General features: G+C 65.2%; 28 protein-coding genes and 1 other RNA gene. 15 read left to right on the top strand and 14 right to left on the bottom strand.

The window, feature by feature from the left end; all coding sequences use genetic code 11:
• The first annotated feature begins 33 nt into the window (after positions 1 to 33).
• The 7 genes from ASF00_RS09850 (at position 34) to ASF00_RS09825 (ending at position 6,525) form a co-directional block, all read left to right on the top strand.
• Positions 34 to 399 carry a response regulator gene (locus ASF00_RS09850; protein WP_055878033.1) on the top strand — a complete coding sequence of 122 codons (366 nt, stop codon included), beginning with the start codon at positions 34 to 36 and terminating at the stop codon, positions 397 to 399.
• Positions 400 to 412: 13 nt separating this feature from the next.
• Positions 413 to 1,537: a chemotaxis-specific protein-glutamate methyltransferase CheB gene (gene cheB / locus ASF00_RS09845; RefSeq protein ID WP_082463357.1), complete on the top strand. Its 1,125-nt coding sequence runs from the start codon at positions 413 to 415 to the stop codon at positions 1,535 to 1,537.
• Positions 1,534 to 2,385: a CheR family methyltransferase gene (locus tag ASF00_RS09840; protein ID WP_082463356.1), complete on the top strand. Its 852-nt coding sequence runs from the start codon at positions 1,534 to 1,536 to the stop codon at positions 2,383 to 2,385. Before cheB ends, ASF00_RS09840 begins: the two co-directional genes overlap by 4 nt.
• Positions 2,386 to 2,427: 42 nt before the next feature.
• Positions 2,428 to 3,348, top strand: coding sequence for a DMT family transporter (locus ASF00_RS09835; RefSeq protein ID WP_235525720.1), 921 nt, complete (start codon positions 2,428 to 2,430; stop codon positions 3,346 to 3,348).
• 53 nt (positions 3,349 to 3,401) lie between these two features.
• Positions 3,402 to 4,034, top strand: a complete 633-nt coding sequence (locus ASF00_RS09830) for an N-acetylmuramoyl-L-alanine amidase (RefSeq protein WP_082463392.1) — start codon at positions 3,402 to 3,404, stop codon at positions 4,032 to 4,034.
• 88 nt (positions 4,035 to 4,122) lie between these two features.
• Positions 4,123 to 4,506, top strand: an RNA gene (gene rnpB, locus ASF00_RS11510) — RNase P RNA component class A.
• A gap of 48 nt (positions 4,507 to 4,554) precedes the next feature.
• Positions 4,555 to 6,525, top strand: a complete 1,971-nt coding sequence (locus ASF00_RS09825) for an energy transducer TonB (RefSeq protein WP_156348292.1) — start codon at positions 4,555 to 4,557, stop codon at positions 6,523 to 6,525.
• A 115-nt stretch (positions 6,526 to 6,640) separates the two neighbouring features.
• Here ASF00_RS09825 and ASF00_RS09820 read toward each other — a convergent pair whose 3' ends face one another.
• Positions 6,641 to 7,279 (bottom strand): carbonic anhydrase, encoded by a 639-nt coding sequence (locus tag ASF00_RS09820; RefSeq protein WP_055878026.1) that lies wholly within the window; start codon positions 7,277 to 7,279, stop codon positions 6,641 to 6,643.
• Entirely contained in the window at positions 7,276 to 8,856 is a 1,581-nt protein-coding gene (locus ASF00_RS09815; protein WP_082463355.1) for a SulP family inorganic anion transporter, read from the bottom strand. Before ASF00_RS09815 ends, ASF00_RS09820 begins: the two co-directional genes overlap by 4 nt.
• Before the next feature lie 217 nt (positions 8,857 to 9,073).
• Here ASF00_RS09815 and ASF00_RS09810 point away from each other — a divergent pair, with 217 nt between their 5' ends.
• Both ASF00_RS09810 and ASF00_RS09805 read left to right on the top strand, forming a co-directional pair.
• Positions 9,074 to 9,613, top strand: coding sequence for a J domain-containing protein (locus tag ASF00_RS09810; protein ID WP_055878024.1), 540 nt, complete (start codon positions 9,074 to 9,076; stop codon positions 9,611 to 9,613).
• The gene (locus ASF00_RS09805) at positions 9,610 to 9,909 is read left to right on the top strand and encodes a (2Fe-2S) ferredoxin domain-containing protein (protein WP_443024399.1); all 300 of its coding nucleotides are present in this window, start codon (positions 9,610 to 9,612) and stop codon (positions 9,907 to 9,909) included. The genes ASF00_RS09810 and ASF00_RS09805 overlap by 4 nt, the downstream gene beginning before the upstream one ends.
• A 58-nt stretch (positions 9,910 to 9,967) precedes the next feature.
• Here the strand turns inward: ASF00_RS09805 and ASF00_RS09800 are convergent, their stop codons facing one another.
• From ASF00_RS09800 to ASF00_RS18840, 9 genes are all read right to left on the bottom strand, one after another.
• Positions 9,968 to 10,375, bottom strand: coding sequence for a SufE family protein (locus ASF00_RS09800; RefSeq protein ID WP_055878022.1), 408 nt, complete (start codon positions 10,373 to 10,375; stop codon positions 9,968 to 9,970).
• Positions 10,376 to 10,499: 124 nt separating this feature from the next.
• Positions 10,500 to 10,739 carry a hypothetical protein gene (locus tag ASF00_RS09795; RefSeq protein WP_055878020.1) on the bottom strand — a complete coding sequence of 80 codons (240 nt, stop codon included), beginning with the start codon at positions 10,737 to 10,739 and terminating at the stop codon, positions 10,500 to 10,502.
• A 9-nt stretch (positions 10,740 to 10,748) separates the two neighbouring features.
• Positions 10,749 to 10,997: a hypothetical protein gene (locus tag ASF00_RS09790; protein ID WP_055878018.1), complete on the bottom strand. Its 249-nt coding sequence runs from the start codon at positions 10,995 to 10,997 to the stop codon at positions 10,749 to 10,751.
• The gene (locus ASF00_RS09785; protein WP_055878016.1) at positions 10,994 to 11,293 is read right to left on the bottom strand and encodes a hypothetical protein; all 300 of its coding nucleotides are present in this window, start codon (positions 11,291 to 11,293) and stop codon (positions 10,994 to 10,996) included. Before ASF00_RS09785 ends, ASF00_RS09790 begins: the two co-directional genes overlap by 4 nt.
• A gap of 15 nt (positions 11,294 to 11,308) precedes the next feature.
• Positions 11,309 to 11,620 carry a hypothetical protein gene (locus ASF00_RS09780; RefSeq protein WP_055878770.1) on the bottom strand — a complete coding sequence of 104 codons (312 nt, stop codon included), beginning with the start codon at positions 11,618 to 11,620 and terminating at the stop codon, positions 11,309 to 11,311.
• A 27-nt stretch (positions 11,621 to 11,647) separates the two neighbouring features.
• Positions 11,648 to 12,028 carry an envelope stress response membrane protein PspC gene (gene pspC / locus ASF00_RS09775; RefSeq protein ID WP_055878014.1) on the bottom strand — a complete coding sequence of 127 codons (381 nt, stop codon included), beginning with the start codon at positions 12,026 to 12,028 and terminating at the stop codon, positions 11,648 to 11,650.
• 1 nt (position 12,029) lies between these two features.
• Complete coding sequence (gene pspB, locus ASF00_RS09770; RefSeq protein ID WP_055878012.1) at positions 12,030 to 12,326, bottom strand: envelope stress response membrane protein PspB; 297 nt, start codon at positions 12,324 to 12,326, stop codon at positions 12,030 to 12,032.
• A 1-nt stretch (position 12,327) separates the two neighbouring features.
• Complete coding sequence (pspA, locus tag ASF00_RS09765) at positions 12,328 to 12,993, bottom strand: phage shock protein PspA (RefSeq protein ID WP_055878009.1); 666 nt, start codon at positions 12,991 to 12,993, stop codon at positions 12,328 to 12,330.
• Positions 12,994 to 13,046: 53 nt separating this feature from the next.
• Positions 13,047 to 13,190, bottom strand: a complete 144-nt coding sequence (locus ASF00_RS18840) for a hypothetical protein (protein ID WP_165391738.1) — start codon at positions 13,188 to 13,190, stop codon at positions 13,047 to 13,049.
• A 172-nt stretch (positions 13,191 to 13,362) separates the two neighbouring features.
• On the opposite strand from ASF00_RS18840, the gene pspF reads away from it, so the two are divergent.
• Positions 13,363 to 14,403 (top strand): phage shock protein operon transcriptional activator, encoded by a 1,041-nt coding sequence (gene pspF, locus ASF00_RS09760; protein WP_055878008.1) that lies wholly within the window; start codon positions 13,363 to 13,365, stop codon positions 14,401 to 14,403.
• 189 nt (positions 14,404 to 14,592) lie between these two features.
• Here the strand turns inward: pspF and ASF00_RS09755 are convergent, their stop codons facing one another.
• On the bottom strand, positions 14,593 to 15,801 hold the full coding sequence (locus ASF00_RS09755; RefSeq protein WP_055878006.1) for a cation:proton antiporter: 1,209 nt from the start codon (positions 15,799 to 15,801) through the stop codon (positions 14,593 to 14,595).
• Between the two features lie 248 nt (positions 15,802 to 16,049).
• Here ASF00_RS09755 and ASF00_RS09750 point away from each other — a divergent pair, with 248 nt between their 5' ends.
• A complete protein-coding gene (locus ASF00_RS09750; protein ID WP_055878005.1) occupies positions 16,050 to 16,970 on the top strand; it encodes a right-handed parallel beta-helix repeat-containing protein in 921 nt (306 codons plus the stop codon).
• Between the two features lie 207 nt (positions 16,971 to 17,177).
• On the opposite strand, the gene ASF00_RS09745 is transcribed toward ASF00_RS09750, so the two are convergent.
• Positions 17,178 to 18,821: an alkaline phosphatase family protein gene (locus tag ASF00_RS09745; protein WP_055878002.1), complete on the bottom strand. Its 1,644-nt coding sequence runs from the start codon at positions 18,819 to 18,821 to the stop codon at positions 17,178 to 17,180.
• The gene (locus tag ASF00_RS18720) at positions 18,818 to 18,973 is read right to left on the bottom strand and encodes a hypothetical protein (protein ID WP_162233579.1); all 156 of its coding nucleotides are present in this window, start codon (positions 18,971 to 18,973) and stop codon (positions 18,818 to 18,820) included. The genes ASF00_RS09745 and ASF00_RS18720 overlap by 4 nt, the downstream gene beginning before the upstream one ends.
• Between ASF00_RS18720 and ASF00_RS09740 the strand changes: the two genes are divergently transcribed.
• From ASF00_RS09740 to ASF00_RS09725, 4 genes are all read left to right on the top strand, one after another.
• A complete protein-coding gene (locus ASF00_RS09740) occupies positions 18,930 to 20,981 on the top strand; it encodes a protein-disulfide reductase DsbD domain-containing protein (protein WP_200910516.1) in 2,052 nt (683 codons plus the stop codon). The two genes, ASF00_RS18720 and ASF00_RS09740, sit on opposite strands and share 44 nt — an antisense overlap.
• Positions 20,982 to 21,118: 137 nt before the next feature.
• The gene (locus ASF00_RS09735; RefSeq protein WP_055877997.1) at positions 21,119 to 22,645 is read left to right on the top strand and encodes a circularly permuted type 2 ATP-grasp protein; all 1,527 of its coding nucleotides are present in this window, start codon (positions 21,119 to 21,121) and stop codon (positions 22,643 to 22,645) included.
• Positions 22,645 to 23,580 (top strand): alpha-E domain-containing protein, encoded by a 936-nt coding sequence (locus ASF00_RS09730; protein WP_055877995.1) that lies wholly within the window; start codon positions 22,645 to 22,647, stop codon positions 23,578 to 23,580. The genes ASF00_RS09735 and ASF00_RS09730 overlap by 1 nt, the downstream gene beginning before the upstream one ends.
• Complete coding sequence (locus ASF00_RS09725; protein WP_055877993.1) at positions 23,580 to 24,389, top strand: transglutaminase family protein; 810 nt, start codon at positions 23,580 to 23,582, stop codon at positions 24,387 to 24,389. Before ASF00_RS09730 ends, ASF00_RS09725 begins: the two co-directional genes overlap by 1 nt.
• Positions 24,390 to 24,439 lie beyond the last annotated feature (50 nt).

Below are 24,439 nucleotides of genomic sequence, written 5' to 3'. Positions count from 1 at the left end.
ACCGGCTCCACGATTTTCTCCGGAAGGCTTTCCATGAAGACCTGTCTCGTTGTCGATGATTCCAAAGTGATCCGCAAGGTCGCGCGGCATATCCTCGAGACGCTCGATTTCACCGTCACCGAGGCATGCGACGGCCGCGAGGCGCTCGCGTCGTGCATGGCGTCGATCCCGGACGTGATCCTGCTGGATTGGAACATGCCGGTGATGAGCGGCATGGATTTTTTGCGCGCGTTGCGCGAGGCTGATGTGCCGCGCCGCCCGAAAGTGGTGTTTTGCACGACCGAGAACGGCATGGCGTATATTCGTGCCGCGATTGAAGCCGGTGCCGACGAGTATGTCATGAAGCCGTTCGACCGCGATACGCTGGAATCGAAGCTCCAGATCGTCGGCATGGCCTGATCCGGCGCGAACAATGGCCAGTCGGTCTCCTCCTGCGACACGCTACGACGAGCATCATGCGGCCGCGGCGTCGCGCGTCCTGATCGTCGACGATTCGGTCGTCGCGCGTGCGGTGATCGCGCGTCTAGTCGATGCGAGCGACCAGTTCTCGGTGGTTGGGGCGGTCGGCAGCGCCAAGGCTGCGCTCGAATTCCTGGCCCGCGCAAAGGTCGAGTTCATCCTGCTCGATATTGAGATGCCAGGAGTGGACGGGCTGACGGCGCTGCCCGACCTGATCGCCGCGGGGCAGGGGGCCAGGGTGCTGATCGTTTCGTCCTCGACTGATGAGGGCGGCGCAGCGACCGTTCAGGCCCTTGCGCTCGGTGCTGCCGAGACGCTGGTCAAGCCGTCCGCGGGCGCATTGTCGGGGCGGTTCGGCGCGGCGCTCGTCGCCAAGCTGGAGCGGTTGTGTGAGCATCCCAAGCAGTTACCTCCGGCGGTCGCGGTCAATGCGGCGCGCGCGCCGTCTGCGCTGCCGCGGCCTGCGTCCCGCGCGCCATCGCCTGCGATCGCGCAGAGCGACGACTATGATATCGTCGCGATCGGCGCGTCGACCGGCGGCATCCATGCATTGAGCCACGTCTTCCGCGAGCTGCCTGCCGGGTTTCGCCTGCCGATCGTCATCACGCAGCATCTGCCGACGTCGTTCATGCCGTATTTTGCGGCACAGGTTGCGTTGCTCGCCGGGCGCCCGTGCGAGGTCGCGACCGACTGCGTGCGCATCAGGCCTGGGCGTATCGTGATTGCACCTGGCGATGCGCATCTGAGATGCGTTGCGTTGGGCGATGGCGGGGCGGCGTTCCGCCTCACGCATGATCCGGCCGCGAGCGGCTGCATGCCGTCGGTCGATCCGATGCTCGCCTCGATCGCCGAGGTCTATGGCGCAAGGATGCTCGCGATCATTCTTAGCGGCATGGGGCGTGACGGTGCGGAGGGCGCTCGGCGTGTCCGGGAACTTGGCGGCAGCGTCGTTGCGCAGGATCAGGCGAGCTCAGTCGTTTGGGGCATGCCGGGCGCGGTGGCAGCAGCGGGGGTGGCCGATGCCGTCCTGCCGCCCGACGCGATCGGTCGCCTTATCGCGACACGGCGGCGACCATGACCGCCGCATCCTTATCGCCGCCGATCGCCTCGCAGACCGCGATCAACGTGCTGACTGCGTTGCTTGAAGCGCGCACCGGCCAGCAGATCGCCGCCTATCGCTCGTGGCGGCTCGACACCGCGCTCAAACCGCTGCTGCGCGATCGCAAACTCGAAACGCTCGATCAGCTCGTGACGCAGCTGCTCGAAGGCAGCGACCGGCTGATCGGCGACCGGATCGTCGATGCCCTCGTCAACCAGGAAACGTCGTTCTTCCGCGACGCGCCGGTGTTTGACACGCTGGTCGAGGCAGTCGCCGAGGCGGAGGCCGAGCGGCGCCGGGTTCGCATCTGGTGTGCGGGCTGTTCGACCGGGCAGGAGCCGCTGTCGCTGGCGATGCTGTTCGCCGAACGCAAGGAGACGAACGGGGCTGCGGTGCCCGAGATCGTCGCTACGGACGTCTCCGAAGCGGCGCTAGCGCGGGCCCGTGCGGGGCGCTTCTCGCAGTTTGAGATCCAGCGCGGATTGCCCGTCCGCCGGATGATCCGCTGGTTCGATACTACCGGTAGCGACTGGGTGGCGAAGCCCGAACTCGTCAAACTGATCGCGTTCCGGCGGATGAACCTCGTATCGGATCAGCCGCCGCCCGGCCGGTTCGACATCGTCCTGTGCCGCAACGTCCTGCTGTATCTTTCGACTGATACCAAGGGGCCGGTGTTCGCGAAGATCGCGGCGGCGCTCAATCCCGGCGGCAAGCTCGTGCTGGGCGCGGGCGAGACGGTGATCGGCCAGACCGGTGCGTTTGAGCCGAGCAAGCGATTCCGCGGTCTGTATCAGTCCGTCGGCAGCGCCGCGCACGCGCCGCTCTGACGGGCAAGCGCGGTTTACTTCGCAGCGACGTAACGGCAAGTCATGCAGATGCCTGCCGCCACTGCTCCGCGAGAACCGCACCGCTTCGGGCTGCGCGACTTCACGGTCGTCATCGTGATGAACGTACTATGGGGGCTCAACATCATCGCCGTGAAAATGGCGGTGACCGACATCGCGCCGATGACCGCCGGCTTCCTCCGCCAAGCGATCGTGTTTCTGGTCTGCGCAACGTGGCTGCGCGTGATCCCTGGGCGCACCGCGACGCTCGCCTTGCTCGGGCTGCTGTCAGGCGGCGTGTTTTACCTGATCATCAACCTGTCGCTGGCGGTGTCTACCAATATCGGCGCGCTGGCGATCGCCGGACAGCTCGGCGTACCGTTCTCGCTTTTGCTGGCGATCGTCGTGTTTCGCGAACGGATCCATTGGCCGCGGATGCTCGGGATCGGATTGTCGATCCTCGGTGTACTGTTGCTGGTGTTCGATCCGTCCGCCGCACGGGAGGGCGCCGGGCTTGCGTTGACCGCACTCGCCAGCTTGGTATGGGCGATCACGTCGTTGATCCTGCGGCGGCTCGTTGGCGTCCCAGTGCTGACGATTTACGCCTGGGTCGGATTGATGGGGAGCCTCGTCATGGCGGCGGTCGCCGGGATCACCGAACCCGCGGCGATGCGCGCTATTCCCGACCTGCCCCTGCACACGATCGGCTGGGTCGCGTTCTCGGCGATCGGCTCGACCGTAATCGGGCAAGGCTCGATGTCATGGTTGCTTCAGCGCCATTCTGTCAGCATCGTCACGCCGATGACGCTCGCCGCGCCGATCATCTCGGTGTTCGCAGCGGCCTATTACTTCCACAACCCGTTGACGCTATTGATGCTGGCGGGTGGAGGCCTGGCGATGCTCGGTGTCGCGATCGTCACCATCCGCACCGCGCGTGTAGAACGGCTCGAAGGGAAGCTGGCTTGAAGTTCATCGAGACGCCGTCACCCAATTTCGACGATCGATCGCTGCCCATTACGATGATCGTGCTGCACTATACCGGCATGCAGGACGGTGCTTCGGCGATCGCACGATTGCGCGATCCCGCGGCGAAGGTCTCGTCGCATTACCTCGTCGAGGAGGACGGCACCGTGCTCCGGATGGTCGCCGAGGGCAAACGCGCCTGGCATGCTGGCAAGTCGCACTGGCGTGGGGTGGACGACGTCAACTCGGCGAGCATCGGCATCGAGATCGTCAATCCCGGTCACGAATTCGGCTATCGTCCGTTCCCGGCCGAGCAGATCGCCGCGGTCGTCGGGTTGGTCGCCGAGATCATGGACCGGCACGAGATAACGCGCGGCAACATCGTCGGCCATTCGGACATCGCGCCGACGCGCAAACGCGATCCGGGCGAGCTGTTCCCGTGGCATGAACTGGCGCGGCGGCGGCTGGCGTTGCCGCGACCGACCAAAAATTTGATGGACCCCGGCTGGACCGAGGGCGGCTTCTGCCTCGCGCTCGACCGCTTCGGCTATGACGTCGAAAACCGGATGGCGGCGACGATGGCGTTCCAGCGGCGCTTTCGCCCGGAGCTCGTCGACGGCGAGGTCGATGCGGAATGCCGCTGCATCTTGTTGGCGTTGCTGCTCCCCAAGCCGACGGGGGACGACTGACCAATTCTCTGCCAGGCGAGGGGGAGGATTGAGCGCGTACGCGAAAAACGGTGGTGCATCGCCCGTCCGCGCGCTAGGGCCACCCCTGCCAGAGGGTCGGGCGGCCGCGGGTGTTTCAGGACACGCGAGGAAAGTCCGGGCTCCGCGAAACGACGGTGCCGGGTAACGCCCGGCGAGGGTGACCTTAGGGAAAGTGCCACAGAGAGCAGACGGCCAACCCTCAGCGCAAGCCGGGGCGGTCAGAGTGAAAGGGTGCGGTAAGAGCGCACCGCGCGCCTGGTAACAGGGGCGGCACGGCAAACCCCACCGGGAGCAAGATCGAATAGGGGTGGCACATGGGCTTCGTTTCAGCTCGTCACCCGGGTTGATTGCTTGAGGCGGCGGGCAACCGTCGTCCTAGAGGAATGGTCGCCTAACTTTCGACCGAAGGGTCGGAAATGGACAGAACCCGGCTTACAGACCCTCTGGCATCCTCCCCCGAACCATTGCAGACTGCCGCGAACTGACGTCGGGGGAAGTGATGCGTTTCGGAAAAATCGGCATGTTAAGTGTTGGGCTTATGGCGATGTCCGCCGCGGCGGCGCAGACCGGCGCGCCCGTCACGGCGACGACCTTGCAACAGGATTTCGATGCCGCCGCGGCCCTTGATACGAAGGGCGATAGGGCTGGTGCGCTCGCTGCCTGGCAAAGGCTCGAAGCGCGCACCAAGCTCGGCTCGCGCAGCCGCGGCGTTGCGCAGATCCGCAAGAGCGCCGCGCTGTTCAAGCTCGATCGTTCGGATGACGCCGTAACAGCGGCGCGCGCTGGGCTCGCGCTGCTGCCTGCAAGCGATGCAACGCTCGCCGAGGATCGCTGGCGCGCCTATTATAACCTTGGCTCCATCGCGGAGAACGCACTCGACTACGCAGGCGCGAGCGATTCCTATGCCAGCGCCGAAATGGCCGCGGATGCGCCCGACTTAAAAGCCGCGTCGATGCTCGCATTGGCCAACACGAAGACGTTCACCGACCCCGCCGCCGCGGAGACCGCGCTTGCGCGCGCCGATGCGCTGCTGATGCCGCTCAAGGCGGACGGCAAGCTGAAGGCGCTGGTCGCGCGCCGCCACGCGATCCTACTGCTCAACCGAAGCGCGTACGAACCGGCACGGGTCTATGCAGTCGAGGCAGTCAAGCAACACGGCGGCCTGACCTCGCAGACCACTATCAGCGATGTTTCAGCGCGATCGGACGCGGCGATCGCTTCGTTGCTGGCGGGGAAACCCGACGACGCGCGCCGCTATATGGCGATGACCGGCGCGGGGCGCTTGAGCAAGGGCGAGTTCGATCCGGCGGTGCAGATGGACGTACCACCCTGTGGCGGTGAGGCCGATCTGCGCCCCGCCGATATGGCAGTGGTCGAGTTCTCGATCGGCGACGACGGCGTCGTGAGTGCGGTCGCGCCCATCTATGCCGCGGGTGGCGGCGCGGTCGCGCTCGAATTCGCGCGCGCGGTTCGCGACTGGTCTTGGACACCGGAGCAGGTCAAGGCTTTTCCTGCATTCTTCCGGTACAATGTGCGGATCGAGATGCGTTGCTCGACCGCGTTCGAGCGTCCGTCGATCACCAAGTTCCTCGACGCCGACATGGCGACTTGGCTGGAGTCAAAGGGCCTGGCGTTGCGAACCGAGGAGCGTGGGGCGGATGCGGTCGCAATCGTGCGCCAGCGCGCGGCGCTTGCCGCGGCGGAGGCGAAGTCCGGGGCCACGTCGCTCGCGGCGCTACCACCGCTCTTCCAACTCGCGAATAATGCGGTGGTTGGGCGCGAGGAGAGCAACGTCCTAGCGCGTCGTGCTCTCGCGATTGCCGAGGCGCAGGGCGCGCCGCCGACCGCGCGCCTTCCGCTCGACGTCATTGTTCGGCAGACCAGCAGTGCGGACAACTGGAAGGACGAGGTCTACGCGCGCGACATCACGCCGCTGCTGTCGATGCCGGTCTATGCGAACGATGCCACCGCGCGGTCCGCGATCACGCTGCTCATTGCCGACCGCACCAATTCGCGCAGCCGCCGTGGCGCGCTGTTGCAGCAGGTCGCTGACGACAAAGCGCTTGCCGCGAACGACCCGCTGCGGGTCGGCGCGCTGATCCGGCTCGCGTCTCTTCAGCAGCAGGCGGGCGACACCGCGACCGCCCGCGCGACGTTCGAACGGTCGGGTCTAGCCGCAAACCAATGCGCGATCCTTGATGCGCCGCCGCATTTTCTTTCGGCGGGCGGCGTATTCCCCGACGAGGCGCGGATGTGGGGTTTCGAGGGCTGGACGAGAACGCAATTCGACGTCGATGCCGATGGCCGGGTGCTGCACCAGCGGGCGGTGCTGAGCTATCCGCCGTTTGTATTCACCAAGGCGGGCGTGCAAACGGTCGCGGGCGCACGGTGGAGCAAGACCTTTCGCCCCGATGGCGGCGTTGGCTGCGGCGGCCTCTCTCAGCAAGTGCGGTTCAAGATGCCGGGATGAGCGGGCGCGGGGAGCGTGGCAAAGCGCTTCCTGATCTCAAGCGAAGGGTTCTGAGGGAAAGGCGGGGGCCCCGGTCTGGTCCCGCCCATGATCGCAAACTTAGCGATCTCGCCGCTTACATCAGTACCTTCTCCGGTCGGCCCACCTCGTCCAGCACGGTGGTCGCGTCGATTTCCATCATCGGTTTGATGAGTCCGTCGCGAATGTCGTAAACCCACCCGTGGAGCAGCACTTCCTGCCCACGGGCAAACGCACCCTGGATCGTCGCGGTCCGCGCGAGCCGGATGAGCTGGTCACGGACGTTGACTTCGACCAGCCGATTGACCTTCTGTTCGCGGTCAGGCTGTGCGGCGATCTCGTCGGCATGGTCGTGCAGCACGCAGCGCGCGGTACCGAGCCAGGCGTCGACCGGTCCCGTGGTGCCACCGTCGAGCGTCGCGCGGATTCCGCCGCACGCATAATGACCGCAGATGATGATGTGCCGCACGCCGAGCACGTCGACCGCATATTGCAGCACAGACATCAGGTTCATGTCGTCGTCGTTGACGAGATTGGCGATGTTGCGGTGGATGAACATGTTGCCCGGTGGCGTCATGGTCATCTGTTCCGGACCGACCCGGCTGTCCGAACAGCCGATCCACAGGAATTCCGGATTCTGGCCGACCAGCTGGCGTTGGAAGAAGTCGGCGCTTTCCTCGATGATCTCGGCCGACCATGCCTTGTTGGCGAGCAAGAGCTGTTTGTACTGCCTCATGCGAAACGGACCTCGGTCTGGGGGGCGTTGATCAGCTTTACCGTGCGGAGTGCTAGGTCACCGCGGATCAGGACGGTGATGCCGCGATACGCAGCGCCCTTGATGAAGGCGTTGATGATGTCGACGTTGTCGAGATCGACATAGCTGGTCGACGACAGATCGATCAGCAGGTTGGCGTTATCCGGCACCTTGGCGAGCGCCTTTTGCAGTTCATATTTGTGGATGAAATACAGGTTGCGACGGGCACGGACGAGGCAGTCGTCATCGTCGCAGGCGAAGGTGATTGCAGTTCGGAAGTTGCGGGCGACGACGAACACGAAGCCGACCGCGAGCCCGATGACGATGCCCTCAAGCAGGTCGGTGAACAGGATGGCTGCGACGGTCACGACGAACGGGATGAACTGGGTCCAGCCCTGCTTGTAGCGTTCCTGGAACAGCTTGGGCTTGGTCAACTTGTAGCCGGTGGCGATCAGGACGGCGGCGAGCGCGGACAGCGGAATCAAATTCAGCACCGCGGGGATCAGCGCGACGCTGACCAGCAGCCAGAAGCCGTGCAACATCGTCGACAGCTTGCTCTCCGCCTTCGAATCGACGTTCGCGGACGAGCGCACGATCACCGACGTGACAGGCAGGCCCCCGATCAGGCCCGACAGGATGTTGCCGCCGCCCTGCGCCATCAACTCCCAGTTCTTATCGGTCGAGCGGCGGCGCGGATCGATCTCGTCGACCGCCTTAACGCTCAGCAGCGATTCGAGGCTGGCGACGATCGCCAGCGTCACGGCGCTGGTCCACACGACCCCCATCGTGATCCCCGAAAAATCGGGAAAGGTGAACAGCGACGGGAACTGCGACAGCGTCTGCGTGATCGGAACCTGCACGAGGTGCGTTGCCTTGAGCTGCCATTCGGGCTTTACGACGCCGAGCAGCATGTTGCCGACGATGCCGATCAACACGACGACCAGCGGGCCGGGGATGAACCGCAACGGGCCGTCCTTGGGCTTGGCGCCGTCCCACCAGAAAAGGAAGATAAGGCTGATCGACGCGATCAGGATCGCGCCGGGCGTTACCGCGGCGCTCAGACTATCGAAGATTCGCGAGAAGGTGTTGATGCCGTTGGCGGTCGTGAATTCAAAAATTCCTTCGGCCTCGCGGTCGAAGCCGACCGCATGCGGGATCTGTTTGAGGATCAGGATCAGGCCGATCGCCGCAAGCATCCCGGTGATGACCGAAGACGGCACGAATTCGCTCAGAATACCGGCGCGCGTTAGCGAGAAGCAGATCTGCAGCACGCCGGCGAGCACGACCGCCATCAGGAACATCTGGTAGCTCGGCATGCTCTCGATCGCGGTCAGCACGATCACCGTCAGACCGGCGGCGGGGCCGCTGACCGACAGCGGAGATTTCGAGAACAGCCCGACGGCGATACCGCCGACGATCCCGGAGATGATACCGGCGAACAACGGCGCACCCGATGCCAGCGCGACGCCGAGACAAAGAGGAAGCGCGACGAGCGCGACGACGATGGAGGCGGGAAGATCCGCGCGCCATGTGGTAAGCTTTGGAATTAGAGTCGGCACCAGGGCTCCTGTCGCTGAGGTGTCGGCTGGGAATACGTCCGACCCGGACGCATCTATCCATGCCACATGACAAATAGTTCATGTTTATTAATCGATGAATGGTGGCTGACTCAAGGCGCAATGTTGCGGCGCGGAAGGTTAAATGGGTTGCAGGAGCGGTGCGCGCGGTGGTCGCCCGCGGTTGCGTTGTGGGCGCGAACGCTTATCTCGGGCCGCTATGGCGAGAAGCACGACACGATCTTCCGACTGGGGTTTTCCACGCTGGCGTGCATACGGGGCGAGCACCGAGGCGGTGACGGTGCGGTTGTGCGACCGGCATGGCTGCAACGAACCTGGCAATTGCCCCGCGCCCAAGTCCCCAAACAGCCCAGACCGGTGGTATTTCTGCATGAACCATGCCGGCGAATATAACCGCGGCTGGAACTACTTCGAAGGCTTGAGCGCGGAAGAAGCTGCGGAACGGGAGGCGGCGGAGACCCGGACTGCTGACGGTTATACGGACCCGAAGCATTATGCCTGGGCAGGCTCGGGCGACGGCAGCCGATCGCGCGACGAAATGCGCGCGCTAGAGGTATTGCAACTCGAGCCTGACGCGTCGTTCGACGACGTACGCGCGGCATGGCGCCGGATGGCAAAGGCGAACCACCCTGACGTGCGCCCCGGCGACAAGGATGCCGCGACGCGGTTTCAAGGCGTGCAGGCGGCGTATGAAGTCCTGAAGGCCGCCGAAGAGCAGCGGACATGGAAGCCGGCGTGATCCGCGTACTTGCCAGCCGCTGGCAGGGAAGCGTGCTGGTTTGTGGCAAATGCTCTAGGAAGCTTGACGGCGGGTTCGGTGTTAAGGGACGCACCTCACTCGCCAAGCTGCTGCGCGCGGGGCTTGGGGTGAAGAAGGGCCGCAAGGCGGAGCGCGGGGTGGTCGAGGTGAAGTGCCTCGGCATTTGCCCTAAGAACGCCGTCGTGATGGTCGACGGCGCTCGGACCGATCGTTGGCTGCTGGTGCCGGCTGGCGCGGATACGAGCGAGGTGCTCGCAACGCTGTCCGACGCCTGACGTGTCCTGACTCCCGCGCGGCTGCCGATCGGGAGCGGGCAGGGGCATCACCGCTATCTTACGCGGCGTAGCGCTCCGCAGTTTCCCGGATGAGTGCGATCATGTTCGGGATGCCTTGCGTCCGGTTCGAACTCAACTGCTTGCCCAGATCGAACGGTTCGAGTTCCGCCTTTATGTCGATTGCCACGATCGCGCCAGGCGACTGGTCCTGCACGGGCAGCAACACCAGCGCGATGATCCCCTTGGTGATTGCTGCATTCGAATCCGCGAGGAAATGCAGCCGGCCGTCGTCGGTGGTGGTCGGATACACCCACACCGACGCCGAACATCCGCGCACCAGCGTTGCATCGGTCTTGAGTGCATCGGGCATCGGTTCAAGCTCGCGGCCGAGATCGATCAGAAGGCGATAGCGATCGTCGGGTTCGAGGAAGTCATATTCCTCGCGGATGTCGGTGAGCGTGGCCATGTCGCGGATCGGTAGCGGGTCGAGGGTGGCGCTTCAACAAGATGTTCCCGCGCGCATGCGGGGCCCCAGACTGGACTCCCGTCTTCGCGGAGCACCATTCCTCTGGCGTCGCCGGGAAGGGGCTTCAGAGATCCACCCCGGCCGCAATCGCCTCGAGCTTTTTGATGCGCTCCTTCAGATCGGCGATCTCGATCCGCGATCCGGTCGACACCGCGACCGGCATGCGGCCGTCCTGCGCATGGTCCAATTCCAGCCGCCGCAATGAAAGCCACCCGCGCCAACCAGCCAATCCGGCGACAACGATCATCGCGAGCCCCGCAAGTCCCGCCAGTGCGAGCGTGATGTAGAAGTTCGGGTCGATCATATCCGCCTCCTAGCGGTCGCGAAGCCGCTCGATCTCTCGGTCGAGATCGACGCTTTTGTGGTTGTCGGTAATCACGCGTTCGAGCACCTGGATGCGTTCCTTCATCTGCCGGACCTCGTCGCGCAGTCGCGCCGCCTCGGGATCGCTCATCAGCGAGACGTCTTCTGCATGTCGCGCGCTTTTGAGGCGCGACTTGAAGATGCCGGTGATCATCACGATCAGGACGATCATCACGACCATCACCTGTCCACCATTCATGATCTTATCTCCTGTATCGTCTTGGTTGTATTATGCGGGCGGTCGTCGAGAAGCTGGTCGATCTGGTCCGAGAGTTCGACGCCGCGGTCGGTGACGATCCGTTCAAGCACACGTACGCGCTGTTCAAGTCGGTCGGTATGTGCCGCATATTGTGCTGACTTTTCCGCGATCATCTGCGCGTCGAGTTCCATCCGGCGATGCTTGTAGGCGAACCAGGGTCTGACCACGACGCCGCCGAAGATCGCGAGCAGTCCGCAGCAGATGGCGAGGATGGGAATGAGTAGCGGGTTGATCATCGTCCTCGTCCCTTTTCAGCGGTTGCGGAGCGCTTCGATTTCGCGTGCGGTCCGCTCGGCGGGATCGGTGGCGATGCGCTCGAGGACCGCGATCCGCTCCTCGAGTCGGGAGACCTGGCCGATCAGCCGCTCGTTCTCGCTGCTTAGAAGCGCGACCTTGCGCTCTCCGTCGGCGGTCTGTTTTTGTGATCCGCCCCAGTTCATCGTGTTGCCCCAGTCGTCGCTCGGCGGATAACCGTGCTTCGTCCGGATCCAGTTGTTTGCGATCCAGCCGATCGTCGTCATCGCGATGATTGCGAGCACGAACCCAGGTCCACCCCAATTCATCGTCATTCTCCCTGTTAACGCCGCGTCTCAGCGCAGGCTGTCGATCTCTGCCGCGAGGCTGTTGCTTGAGCGGCTGGTGTAGTGCGTCTCGATGTCAGCGAGGCGGCGGTCGATGTCGCGGAACTTGCTGCGGACCTCGGCGGTCGAGCGCTTCGGGTTCGAGCGGACACCTTGCCAGAATTTTGCGTCGTCAGGCGTATCATACAGGCCAGTCGGTTTTTTCGGCGCCAACCATGCGGTCGCGAAATAGCCGAGAATGACCCATCCGCTGGTGGCGAAGGCCAACACAACCATGGCAACTCGGACGAGCGTGATATCAACGCCTGTATAATCGGCGATCCCGGAGCAAACGCCCTTGAACTTGGCGTTCTGTTTGTCGAGGTAAAACTGCGTGCGACTGCCGGACATTTCAGTTCCTCCGTTCGAAAGGGCGGTCGGCCTGGCGATTGCTGTCGCGATCGAGCCGATAGGGTGCGTCCGACTGGGTGTTGCCAAGGCCTGGCTTCCAGTCGGGATTGTCGGCGGCGATGATCCGTTCGACGGTCATCACCCGGTCTTCGAGCCGACGGGCAAGCATCTGCATCTCATCGAGCAGCTTCTCGTCCTCATCCGTGATCTTGGGTGCGGTCTTCCACTTGGTAACGTAGTGAAGGATCACCCAGGGCAAACCGACGAAGATGGTGGCACATACGAGTACGGTGTCCATCTCAATCGTCCTTCTTCATGCGCGCCTTGAGCGCGGCGAGCTGGGCGTCGACCTTGTCGTTGCTGCGCAGCTCGGCAATTTCCTCTTCGAGCGTCTTGACCACCCCGAGCCCCATCGCGTCCGCGCGGCCCTCGGCCTCGTCGACGCGGCGGTCGAGAATGTCGAAACGGCTGAACGCCTCGTGCGTCTTCGGGCCGTTGTACATCTCGCGCAGGCGGGTGCGGTTGTTCGCGCTTTCGAGGCGGGTCTGCACCGCGTTCTGCTTGGTACGCGCCTCGCGCAGCTTGGTCTGCAGCTTGGCGATGTCCTCCTCGGAAGCCCGAAGCGCGTCGTCGAGTACGCCGACCTCGGCTTTGAGCTGCTCGGCCATGTCGAACGCCTTCTGACGTTCCACGAGCGCAGCCTTGGCGAGGTCCTCGCGGTCCTTGCTCAGCGCCAGTTCGGCCTTTTCAGTCCAGTTGTCCTGGAGCTGCTCGAGCTTCGAGATATGCCGGCGCATCTCCTTCTGGTCGGCGATGGTGCGCGCGGCGGAGGCACGAACCTCGACGAGCGTCTCCTCCATCTCGAGGATGATCATGCGGATCATCTTCGACGGGTCCTCGGCCTTCTCGATGAGATCGGCGAAGTTGGCGGCGACGATGTCGCGGGTGCGGGAAAAGATGCCCATGTAATTCCTACTCCAGGGGTCGGCCCGAGGCTCTCAGCGAGTCCGTCGGGCTCTTATGCCACAATCGCGGTGTGTACCGCGACAGGCGCTGCGGTGGTTGCCGTGGCCGGGCCGACAGCGCCGAGCACGCAGGTGGTGCTGAAGACGATGGTGCAGAGAACGGCGGCGACGGTGCGAGCGATGTCGGTCTTGATCATAGTGGGTCCCCTTTAAAGATGGTCGTTTCCGCGGTTTGGCGGGTTACCTGAAGCATTGCATCTAGCGTGCCAGTTTTGAAAACCGCGCAATTCCAAGGCTTTGCGCAAAAGTTGCGCCGTGCGTTTCGCCCGAAGCTTGCCAAGAGTTGGGAATTCGCGCCACATCTTCGCCATGGAGCGAACCACACAGGTCATCGGCGAGTCCGGCACGTTCATGGCGGCGCTCGAACGCGCGTCGCGCGCAGCGGCGCTGGACCGCCCGGTGCTGGTGATCGGCGAGCGTGGCACGGGCAAGGAACTGGTCGCTGAACGTCTCCACCGGTTGTCGCCGCGGTGGGATCAGCCTTTGGTCATCATGAACTGCGCCGCGCTGCCCGAGACTCTCATCGAGGCCGAATTGTTCGGGCACGAAGCGGGCGCGTTCACCGGCGCGACCAAGGCGCGGACGGGCCGATTCGAGGAAGCCGATGGCGGTACGCTGTTCCTCGACGAGCTCGGCACGCTGTCGATGGCGGCGCAGGACCGGCTGCTGCGCGCGGTCGAATATGGCGAGATCACGCGGATCGGCTCGTCGCGGCCGATGCGCGTCGACGTTCGGATCGTCGCGGCGACCAACGAGCATCTGCCCGACAAGGTGGACCGGCACGAGTTTCGCGCCGATCTGCTCGACCGGCTCTCGTTCGAGGTGGTGACGTTGCCGCCGCTCAGGGCACGGGCCGGCGACGTCGTGGTGCTCGCCGAGCATTTCGGGCGGCGGATGGCGTCCGAACTCGGGCGTGAGCGCTGGGAAGGGTTCGGCCCTGCGGCGATGGATGCACTGGTCGCGTATCGCTGGCCGGGCAACGTCCGGGAATTGCGCAACGTCGTCGAGCGCGCAGTGTATCGCTGGGAACAGGCGGGTCCGATCGACGCGATCGAGATCGACCCGTTCCAGTCGCCGCACCGGCCCGGGGCGGCGACTGGACCTAGGCCACCGGCAGTGGTGGCGCCGCGACCGGCCGAGACGGATGACGGCGAAGATCCGGTAGTGGCGTGCGAGGAAGGCCCCTCAGACTTCAAGTCGCGCGTATCACGGTTCGAACGCGAGCTGCTAGCGAGGGCGCTGGCGGAGCATCGGTTCAACCAGCGCGCCACCGCGGATGCGCTAGGCCTGAGCTACGACCAGCTCCGCCACGCGCTCAAACGACACGACCTGCTCAACGCGGGAGGTTGAAGTGATCCCCCCCCGGCAGGGGGAGGTGGCGCCGATTGCGACGGAGGGGGAGGGCACGGCGCCAATGTTTCGCATGCCGCCCCCTCCCACCTCCGTCATCCTGACGAAAGTCAGGACCCAGAGCCAAGCAGGGCGGCGTTCGTAACCCTGGGTCCTGACTTTCGTCAGGGCGACGATGGGGGGTGGGCGTCAGCCGCTCTTCCGCACCAGCCCCGCCAATTTCTTCAACTTCGGCGCGACCATCGGCACTGTCAGCATCGTGCTTGCCAGCGCCATCAGCAGCAGCGCGGTGAACGTCTCGTTCGTGATGATCTTCTTATCCAGCAGGATGTTGACGAAGATGATCATGATGAGCGCCTTGGTTTGGAGCAGCCAGCCGATCACCGACGCCTCGCCCGGCCGCCACTTCAGGATCCGTCCGGCGGCATGAACCCCCGCGAGCTTGCCGCCGACCGATGCGAGCAGCAGCAGCGCCGCCGCGCCGAAGACTGCGACCCCGCCGACCGCCCATTGCGTCTTCAGCCCGGTCGACAGGAAGAACACCGGCATCACCGCGAGCAGCACGAAGTGGCGGAACTGGTCCATCCGCGCCGTCGTGAACCATTTCGCATCGAGCACCGCGCCTGACAGGAACGCACCGACCATGAAATGCAGCCCAGCCCAGTCCGCCGCGAACCCGCAGCCCGCGAGCCAGATCAGGCTGACATACCAGCGGTCGCGTTCCTCGATCTTCGCCATGAGCTTTCGCACCAGCAGCGTCGCGATCGCGAACCCGACAAGGAACCCGCCCTGTCGGCCGACGCGCTCCCAATCGAGCATGATCAGCGCAAGCACGCCCCAGATCGCGATGTCGTCGAGGCTGGCATAGCGCAGGATGCGCTGCCCGATCGGCTCGCGCAGGATGTCGAGCTTTTCGAGGAACAGCACGAGGATCGGCAGCGCCGTCACCGCGCAGGCCATGCCGATGCCGAGCACAACCTGCCACGTCGCGCCGTCCGGCCCGCGCCAGCCGGGGTAGCGCAGCATCAGCACCGCAGCGATGCTGCCGGTGACGAGCGGTACCGCGAGCGCGAGTCCTGCGGTGACACCGGTCTCGCCGCGCCGCTTCCACGCTTCGCCGAGATCGAGCTCGATGCCCGCGACCCAGACGAACATCATCACCGCCCACCAGGCGATCCCGTTCAGCGACCCCAGCGTCGCGGGCGTGAAGATCGTCGCGTAATAGGCGGGATAGGCCGCGCCGAGCACGCCCGGCCCGAGCAGGATGCCGCCGAAGATCTGCACCACCACCAGCGGCGCCCAGTAATCGGTCCGCCCGAGCCGCCACACGAGATAGGGCACGGTAAAGATGATGAGTATCGCGAGGAGGAAAACCTCCGTCGGCGTCATGGCGTGCATCTGATACCCCCCTGCGCCGATCGGTTCCCCCCCGCCGGCTTTGTTTCGGTCGCGGTGGTATTGCGTGGAAGCAACGGGGGCAAGCCACGCACCTGTGATAGCCCTGCCGCCGGTCGGCAGCCCGATGCGCCAAATCGGGACAAGAGCGTGAATACGCTCTGGATCGTCTGGCCGCCCCGCGGCATTCCATGCGACGGGAAGGCTGACGCTGCGATCTCGTCGTCAGCGGGACAGACGGAGGATCTCGGATGAAACGATCGTTGCTGGCATTTGCGGTTCTTGCCGTTCCTGCGTTCGCGCAGACCGCCGCGCCGTTCACGGTGGCGGGGCGCGGCTTCGCGACGTTGCAGGAGGCGGTGTCGTCGATCGGGGCGGGGACCGCGGTGATCCTGATCGCGCCCGGCACCTATCGCCAATGCGCGGTCCAGTCCGGCGGTCACATCACCTTCAAGGCGGTTCAGCCCGGCACCGCGATCTTCGACAGCGTGACGTGCGAGGACAAGGCGGCGCTGGTGCTGCGCGGCCAGGGCTCGGTCGTCGAAGGCCTGGTGTTCCGCGGCTATCGCGTCAGGGACGGCAACGGTGCCGGTATCCGGAGCGAGACGGGCGACCTGCGAGTTATCGATGCGATGTTTCTAAACAGTCAGGAGGGCATTCTCGGTGGCGAGTCCTCCGGTCAGACGATCACGATCGACCATTCGACCTTCTCCGGGCTCGGCCAATGCGACGAGGCGCCGAACTGCGCGCATGGCATTTATCTCGCCAATCAGGGCAGCGTGACCGTTACCAACTCGCGGTTCGAGCGCGGCACGGGGGGGCATTACGTCAAGGTGCGCAGCCCCCGCGTGTCGATCACCGACAACAGCTTCGATGACACCGCGGGGCGCAAGACCAACTACATGATCGACCTGCCCGACGGCGCAACCGGCGTGATCGCTCGCAACACCTTCGTGCAGGGCAAGAACAAGGAGAACGGCTCGGCGCTGATCGTCGTGGCGGCGGAGGCGAAGACGTATCCTTCGACCGGGTTGCGGGTCGAGGACAACGACGCGCGACTGACTCCGGGGGACAATAAGAACCCGGCGTTCGTGGTGGATTTCAGTCACGATCGGCTGGCGCTGGGTGCGAACCGGCTCGGGACTGGGGTGAAGCCGTTCGAGACGCGGTAAGGCGAAGCGCCCGCAGCGAGAGAAACCTCGAGCCAATATGATGCACGCGATGCTCATTTTGTCAGAATGACCGGTGGGGCAGCGAAACGTGGCTAACGATCGCAATGAAGCACCACGCGCGTCAAAAAGACCGTTCTTCAGCGAAGGCGCGAGCCCAGACTGGACTCCGCCTTTATGGGAGAACAGTCCGGGCGAGCGAGGCGCGCCTCAATTTGCGCAGGTGCTTGCAGCCCCCGGATCGAGATCGAGGCAGCGCCCGTCCAACCCGGACACAGGCAACCCGATCGTCGCGGCCAAGGTCGGCACGATGTCGACCGTTTCGACCGATAGCGGCTGTTCGAACCCGGTCATCCCCTTGCGCCAGAACAGAATCGGCACGCGGCGATCATAATCCCAGGGCGACCCGTGCGTTTCGACATAGCCGCCCGCGGGCGACACGATCGTCGTCACGCGCGGCTTGAGCAACACCACCATCTGCCCCGAGCGCCCCGGATAGAAGGACGCGCGCGCGCGCTCGATCAGCGTCCATGTCTCGGGCGGAGTCTTCGCCATCGGCGTTGCCATGATCTCGGCGGTCGAATACGCCGCCGCGATCTGCGGCAGCGCACGGTAGCGGCGCAGCGCCTCGGCGAGCACCTTGGCCTGCGTCTTAGCCGGCAGCGTATCATCGATATAGACGTCGCCCTCGGTGCCGAGCAGCACGCTGCCCTTGAGCCCCATGTCCCCGGCGATGGCGGTGCCGACCTGCTTGGCCAGCACGTTCTCTTCCATATGCGCCTCCATCGGCATGGCGCGCTGCTGCTGGCGCTCGGTCGCGTCGTGCGCGCCATGATCCGCAGTCAGCACGACCTCGTAGTCGACGCCGGTCTCATCCATCACGGCGAAGAAATCGTCGAGCGTCTTGTCGAGCTGCGCCATCTGGATGCACATCTCCGACCCCTGCGTGCCGTAGGTATGGCCGATATAGTCGGTCGCCGATGCGCCGATGTCGATGATGTCGGTCTGCGGGCCCTTGCCGAGCTTCATGTCCTGCACCAGCGCGGCCGCCATCGCGAACACGGCTGCATCGGACGCCGGCGACACGCGGAAGCCCTTGGCGTCGCCCGCCTCGCGCTCGAACCGGCCCTGGCCGTACGTCTTGCCCGCGATCACGATCGGATGGTTCACCGCCGCGCAGTAGCCGGGCAGCGGCAGTGCCACCTGCGGCTTGGAGATCAGCGCGGCGACCGCATCGCGCGTGCGCTGCACCGCGGGCGGCACCGCGCGGCCGGCGTAGGAGACATAGGTCTTGCCGTCCCACCACCAGAGTTCGTCGACCTTGTGGCCGCCCATCATCACCGCCGCGCGATCCTTGCCCGCGACCGAGACCGAACGAGTGCGCGGATCGCGCGCCTTCATCATCTCGCCCAGCGTCGGCACCTTCAGGTGCATGTCGGACACGGTGTAGCTGTCGTGCGTGCTGCCCGCGACGCGCTCGTCCTCCGAGCAATAGACGATCTTGTCGGGCCGCCCCGCGCGCTGGTCGACCCAGTTGTTGGCGATGATCCCGGTATGCGCGGGCCGCATGCCGGTCAGGATCGTCGAATGGCCGGGGCACGTCTCGGTCGCGGCGTGGCTCTGATAGCCGCTCGGGAATACCGCACCGTTCAGCAGCCGCGTGAAGCCGCCGGTATAATGGTTGCGATATTGCTGGAACAGGTCCGCGGCGAACTGGTCGACTGAAATCGCGACGATCAGCTTCGGCGGTGTCGTCGATGTCGCGGCGGGCGCAGCCGCTGAGGCCGGAGGCGCCGTCTGGGCGGAGGCCGAAGCGGCCGAAGTCAGCAGCAGCGCGGCGATAAGTGCTTTCACGAGCAGTCCTTTACCAAGCTGACGCCAGCGATCCGGCGCGTCGCTTTGAAGTGCAATACGACAAGGTCACCGCTATGGCTTTGCGCGATGAACGAAACAAGGATGGCCATGCGCAGTTTACGTTGCGTCCTGATGACGGTCTTGCTGGCCATGTGCGGCCTCGCGAGCGGCCCTGCGCTTGCGGAATCGCTCAACGGATCGAGCCAGCACCTGATGATGACGCTGGTCGCCGAAAGCGATCACCCGAAGGCTGGTGCACCGCTGACGATCGCACTCGCGACCACGCCCGAAAAGGGCTGGCATGGCTATTGGCGCAACCCCGGCGATGCGGGCTTTCCGGCGACGTTCGACTGGACCTTGCCGGCGGGCGCGAAGGCGGGCGACGCCGAATGGCCGGTGCCGACGACGCTGCTGATCGCGGGGCTGATGAACTATGTCTACGAGGCGCCTTACGCGCCGCTCGTGACGATCCAGGTTCCAGCCGGGCTGGCGGCAGGCACCAAATTCCCGATCCGTCTGAAGACGGGCTACCTCGTCTGCTCGGCGACGATCTGCGTGCCCGAGGAAAAGGCGTTGTCGCTCGACCTGACGATTGGTGATGGCGCGCCGTCGCAGGCGGCAGCGTTCGCAGGCTGGCGGCAGGCGATCCCCAAGCCGCTCGACGCGGGTGCGACCTATGCGGCGAGCAACGGGACGATGCGCATCGCCATCCCGTTCCCTGCCAGCGCGAAGGCCGACAAGGCGTATTTCTTCCCCGTCACCACAGGTGCGATCGAGAATGGCGCCGCGCAGACGGTCACGCGCGATGGCGACCGGCTGACGATCAGCACGAAGGTCGCGGCGAACGCCAAGCTTGGCGGACCGATCGAAGGCGTGCTGCGGATCGGCGACGGCCAGGGCCTGAGCGTCAAGGCGACGTCCGGCGTGGTTGCCGAGGTTGCCGGGACCGACGCCGCGACCAGCGCGAATGGCGAAAGCCTCTGGCTGACCGCGCTGGTCGCGTTTGCGGGCGCGGTGCTCGGCGGACTGATCCTCAACATCATGCCGTGCGTCTTCCCGATCCTCAGCCTCAAGGCGCTCAGCCTCGCGCGCGGCGGTGCGAGCGAGAAGGACGCGCGCGGCGAGGCGCTGGCCTATACCGCAGGCGTCGTGCTGGTCTGCCTCGGGCTCGGCGCCGCGATCCTGGCGCTGCGTGCGGGCGGCTCGGCGGTCGGCTGGGCGTTCCAGTTGCAGCATCCCGCGGCCATCGTCGTGCTGCTGCTGTTGAGCGCGGCGATCGCGTTCAACCTCGCCGGACTGTTCGAGGTGCCGACGCCGCGCTTTGCTGGCGAAAGCGGTGCGAGCGGTGCGTTCGCGACGGGCGCGCTCGCGGCATTCATCGCCACGCCGTGCACCGGCCCGTTCATGGGCGCGGCGCTCGGTGCGGCGCTTGTCCTGCCATGGCCGGCGGCGCTCGCGGTGTTCGGCGGGCTCGGGATCGGGTTGTCGCTGCCGTTCCTCGCGATCGGGTTTATTCCGTCGTGGCGGCGTTGGTTGCCCAAGCCCGGCGTCTGGATGGAGACGTTCCGCCATATCCTGTCGGTGCCGATGTTCCTGACTGCGATTGCGCTCGGCTGGGTGCTGGGGCGGCAGACCGGCGTGGACACGCTGACGCTCGCGCTGATCGCGGTGCTGGCGGTGGGCGTGGTGCTCTGGATCGGCGGCACGCGCCAGCGCAAGGGCAAGGCGTTCGGCGTCGTCGCGCAGGCCCTGTTGCTGGCGGTGTTCGTCGGCAGCGCGGTGCTGATCGCGCGCGCGCCGCCGGTGTCCGCCAAGGTCGCGACCTCGGGCGATGAGGCGTTCACCGAGGCGAGGCTCGCTTCGCTACGCGCCGAGAAGCGCCCGGTGTTCGTGTACTTCACTGCGGATTGGTGCCTGACGTGCAAGGTCAATGAGAAGGCGGCGATCGACACCGCCGGGGTGCGCGACGCGTTCGCGAAGAACAAAGTCGCCGCGCTCATCGGTGACTGGACCGATGGCGATCCGGTGATGGGCCGCTTCATCCAGGCGCATAACCGCGCGGGGGTGCCGCTGTACCTCTACTATGCGCCCGGTGCCGCTGAGCCGACCGTCCTGCCACAGGTCCTGACGCCGGCCCTGTTGGAAGGGCTGGGCGCCTGAGTCCGAGCGCTCCCTAATCTCGACTTTCGTCACGGTGAGGGCAATTGCAGCATGACGGACCGTAATCTAGCCTTGTGCGGCGCAGCAATGCGTTGCAGCATGGAACCGCAACGCTTGCTAGGGAATTGACCGTTTCGATGGGGAAACAAGCGTTCGACGAGATCATGGGCACGCCGGGCGATACGACCGCGCGACCCGAACTGGCGGCCCTCGGCACATGGATCGAGGAGACGCCCGATGCCGAGCTGCGTCGCCGGCAAGAGGCCGCGGAGACGACGTTCCGTCAGCTTGGTATCACCTTCGCCGTCTACGGCGAAAACGAAGCGGCCGAGCGGATAATCCCGTTTGACATCGTCCCGCGCGTATTCCTGCATGACGAGTGGACGCGGCTCTCCGAAGGGCTGGTCCAACGCGTCGAAGCGATCAACGCGTTCCTCGATGATATTTACGGAGAGCGCCGTATCCTGAAGGAAGGGATTCTTCCCGAAGACCTTGTGCTCGGCAACGCGCAGTTCCGCCCCGAAATTGCCGGCATCCGCCCGCCGCACGGGGTATGGGCGCATATCTGCGGGATTGATCTGGTCCGCACAGGCCCGGACGATTTCTTCGTGCTCGAAGACAATGCCCGCACGCCGTCCGGCGTCAGCTATATGCTGGAGAACCGCGAGGCGATGCTGCGGCTGTGTCCCGAGCTGTTTCGCGAGTTCCGCGTGGCGGCCGTCGATAGCTATCCCGACCTGTTGCTCGAGACTATGAAATCGGTCGCGCCGCACGGTACCGGGGCGAATCCCACCTGCGTGCTGCTGACTCCTGGGCACTATAACTCGGCCTATTACGAGCACAGCTTCCTCGCCGATTCGATGGGAATCGAACTTGTCGAAGCCGCCGATCTTGTCGTGGACGACGATATCGTCTGGATGCGGACGATCGCGGGGCGGGTAAAGGTCGACGTGATCTATCGCCGGATCGACGACGATTATCTCGACCCGCTCGTGTTCCGGCCAGATTCCGCGCTGGGCGTCCCCGGGCTGATCGCGGCCTATGCGGCCGGCAACGTCGCGATCATGAACGCGCCGGGCAACGGCATCGCCGACGACAAGGCGATCTACAGCTACATGCCCGACATCGTGAAATTCTACTCGGGCGGCGAGTGCAAGCTGCGCAACGTCGAAACCTGGCGCTGCCGCGAGCCGCAGGCGCTGAAGTACGTGCTCGACAACCTCAAGGACGTCGTCGTGAAACTGGTCGATGGTTCGGGTGGCTACGGGATGCTCGTAGGACCGACTGCGTCGAAGCAGGAAATCGAGAATTTCCGGGCCGCGCTTATCGCCGAACCGCATCGCTACATCGCGCAGCCGACGCTCGCGTTGTCGACCGTACCGACGATGGCGGACGGCGGCCTCAGCCCGCGGCACGTCGATTTCCGTCCGTTCGTGCTGAGTGGGTCAAAGGGTGTCCAGGTCGTGCCGGGCGGACTTACGCGCGTCGCGCTCAAGGAGGGGTCGCTGGTGGTCAATTCCAGCCAAGGCGGCGGCACGAAGGACAGCTTCGTGCTGATGGCGGACCAAACGCAACGCATGAGGCCGGGCGGCATGACGCAAACGATGGGTGGTATGTCGCAGACGCTTGGCGCAATGCTTCCGCCGTCGGGAGCGGAGTCCTGATGCTCTCGCGTACCGCATCGTCGCTCTATTGGCTGGGCCGCTATTTCGAGCGCGCGGATTTTATCGCGCGGCTGGTCGAAGCCACCGTCCGCCTCGACGTGTTGTCCTCGCAACCCGCGGGCGAGGCGGCGTGGGCGTCTGCGCTCGCCGTTACCGAAACCGAGGAGCCGTTCGCGACGCTCGGCGGCAATCTCAGCCAGACCGAGGTCGTGCGTTTCCTGACGCTCGATTCGAGCCACCCCGGCTCGATCGTGCGCTGCGTCGACATGGCGCGCAACAATGCCAAGGCGGTCCGCACCGCGCTGACCCGCGAGGCGTGGACTGCGATCAACCGTGCGTGGCTGTTGTTCGAGATCCGGTCGACGCCGCGCAGCACGACCGAGCAGATGAACTTGGTCGAAGCGGTGAAGACCGAGACGCGCGGGTTCGAGGGCGCGATCCACCGGATGCTGCGCAACCAGACGACATGGTTCATCCGGCTCGGGCAGGCGGTTGAGCGCGCGGACAACACCGCGCGGCTGCTCGACGTGAAATACCACATACTGCTCCCTGAGGGGCAGAAGATCGGTGGTGCGATCGACCGCGATCAGTGGACGACGATCCTTCAGACCGTGTCTGCGGTGACTGCCTATCGCTGGCTCTATAGCGATGGTTTGCGGCCTGCCGACGTCATCGATCTGCTCATCGCCCGCGCCGAACTGCCACGCAGTCTGGCCGCCTCGGTCGAGGAGACTGTCGACGTGCTCAACCTGCTGGCGAAACGCACGGGCAATCACGGGGAGGCGGACAGGATGGCGCGAATGCGGGCAAGCCGGATGAGCAAGACGCGGTCGGGCGAGGTCATCGCCTCCGGCCTGCATCAGTATCTGCAGGCGTTCATCGCCGAGAACGCCTTGCTCCACGGCGCGATCGGCCGCCAGTTCAAGTTTCATTGATGCGGCTGTCGATCGATCATCACACGATCTACCGCTTCACCCAGCCGCAGGGCCGGCTGGTGCAGATGCTCCGGCTGACTCCGGAGAACACGCATGATCAGACGGTCGCGTCGTGGCGGATCGACGTCGATTGCGACGCGCGGTTGCGCCCCGGCCGCGATGGTTTCGGCAACGCGGTGACGATGCTCTACGCCGAAGGGCCGGTCGACGGGATCGAGATCACCGTGAAGGGCGAGGTGCTGACCAGTCACTCCGACGGCGTCCTGCACGGCGTCCACGAGACGTTGCCGCCCGCATTGTTCCTGCGGTCGACCGAGGCGACGGCGCATGACCCCGCAATCGCCGCGTTCGCGGCGGACGCGGTGGTCGGCGCGCGCGACCGTGTCGGCGCGCTGCACCGGCTCAACCGCGCGCTGCACGCGCGGTTCGTGTTCGATACCGGGCGGCCCGAGCCGGGGCTCACTGCCGGCGCGGCGTTTCGCAAGGACAGCGCCACGCCGCGCGACATGGCACAGATCTTCGCGGTCGCGGCGCGCTCGCTCGGCGCGCCGTCGCGCTATGTCTCGGGCTATCATCACAATGATTTCGAAGTGGTGCATCTGCCCACGCCACATGGCTGGGCGGAGGCATATGTCGACGGGCTCGGCTGGGTCGGGTTCGATCCCTGCACGGGGATGTCGCCCGAAGAGCATTATGTTCGCGTCGCGATGGCGCTCGATGCCGCCGGCGCGGCGCCGGTGGCTGGTTCGCGGCTGGGCGAGGGCGGTGAAGAACTCGATGTCGACGTGGTGGTACAGCGCGAGGACTGAAGACTATTGCCCCGCAAAGGCGGGGATCCGCCATGTTCGCGCTAGAAAAT

It is taken from the genome of Sphingomonas sp. Leaf34, assembly GCF_001421805.1.
Lineage (GTDB): Bacteria > Pseudomonadota > Alphaproteobacteria > Sphingomonadales > Sphingomonadaceae > Sphingomonas.
This window is presented reverse-complemented; position numbering and strand designations above follow the sequence as displayed.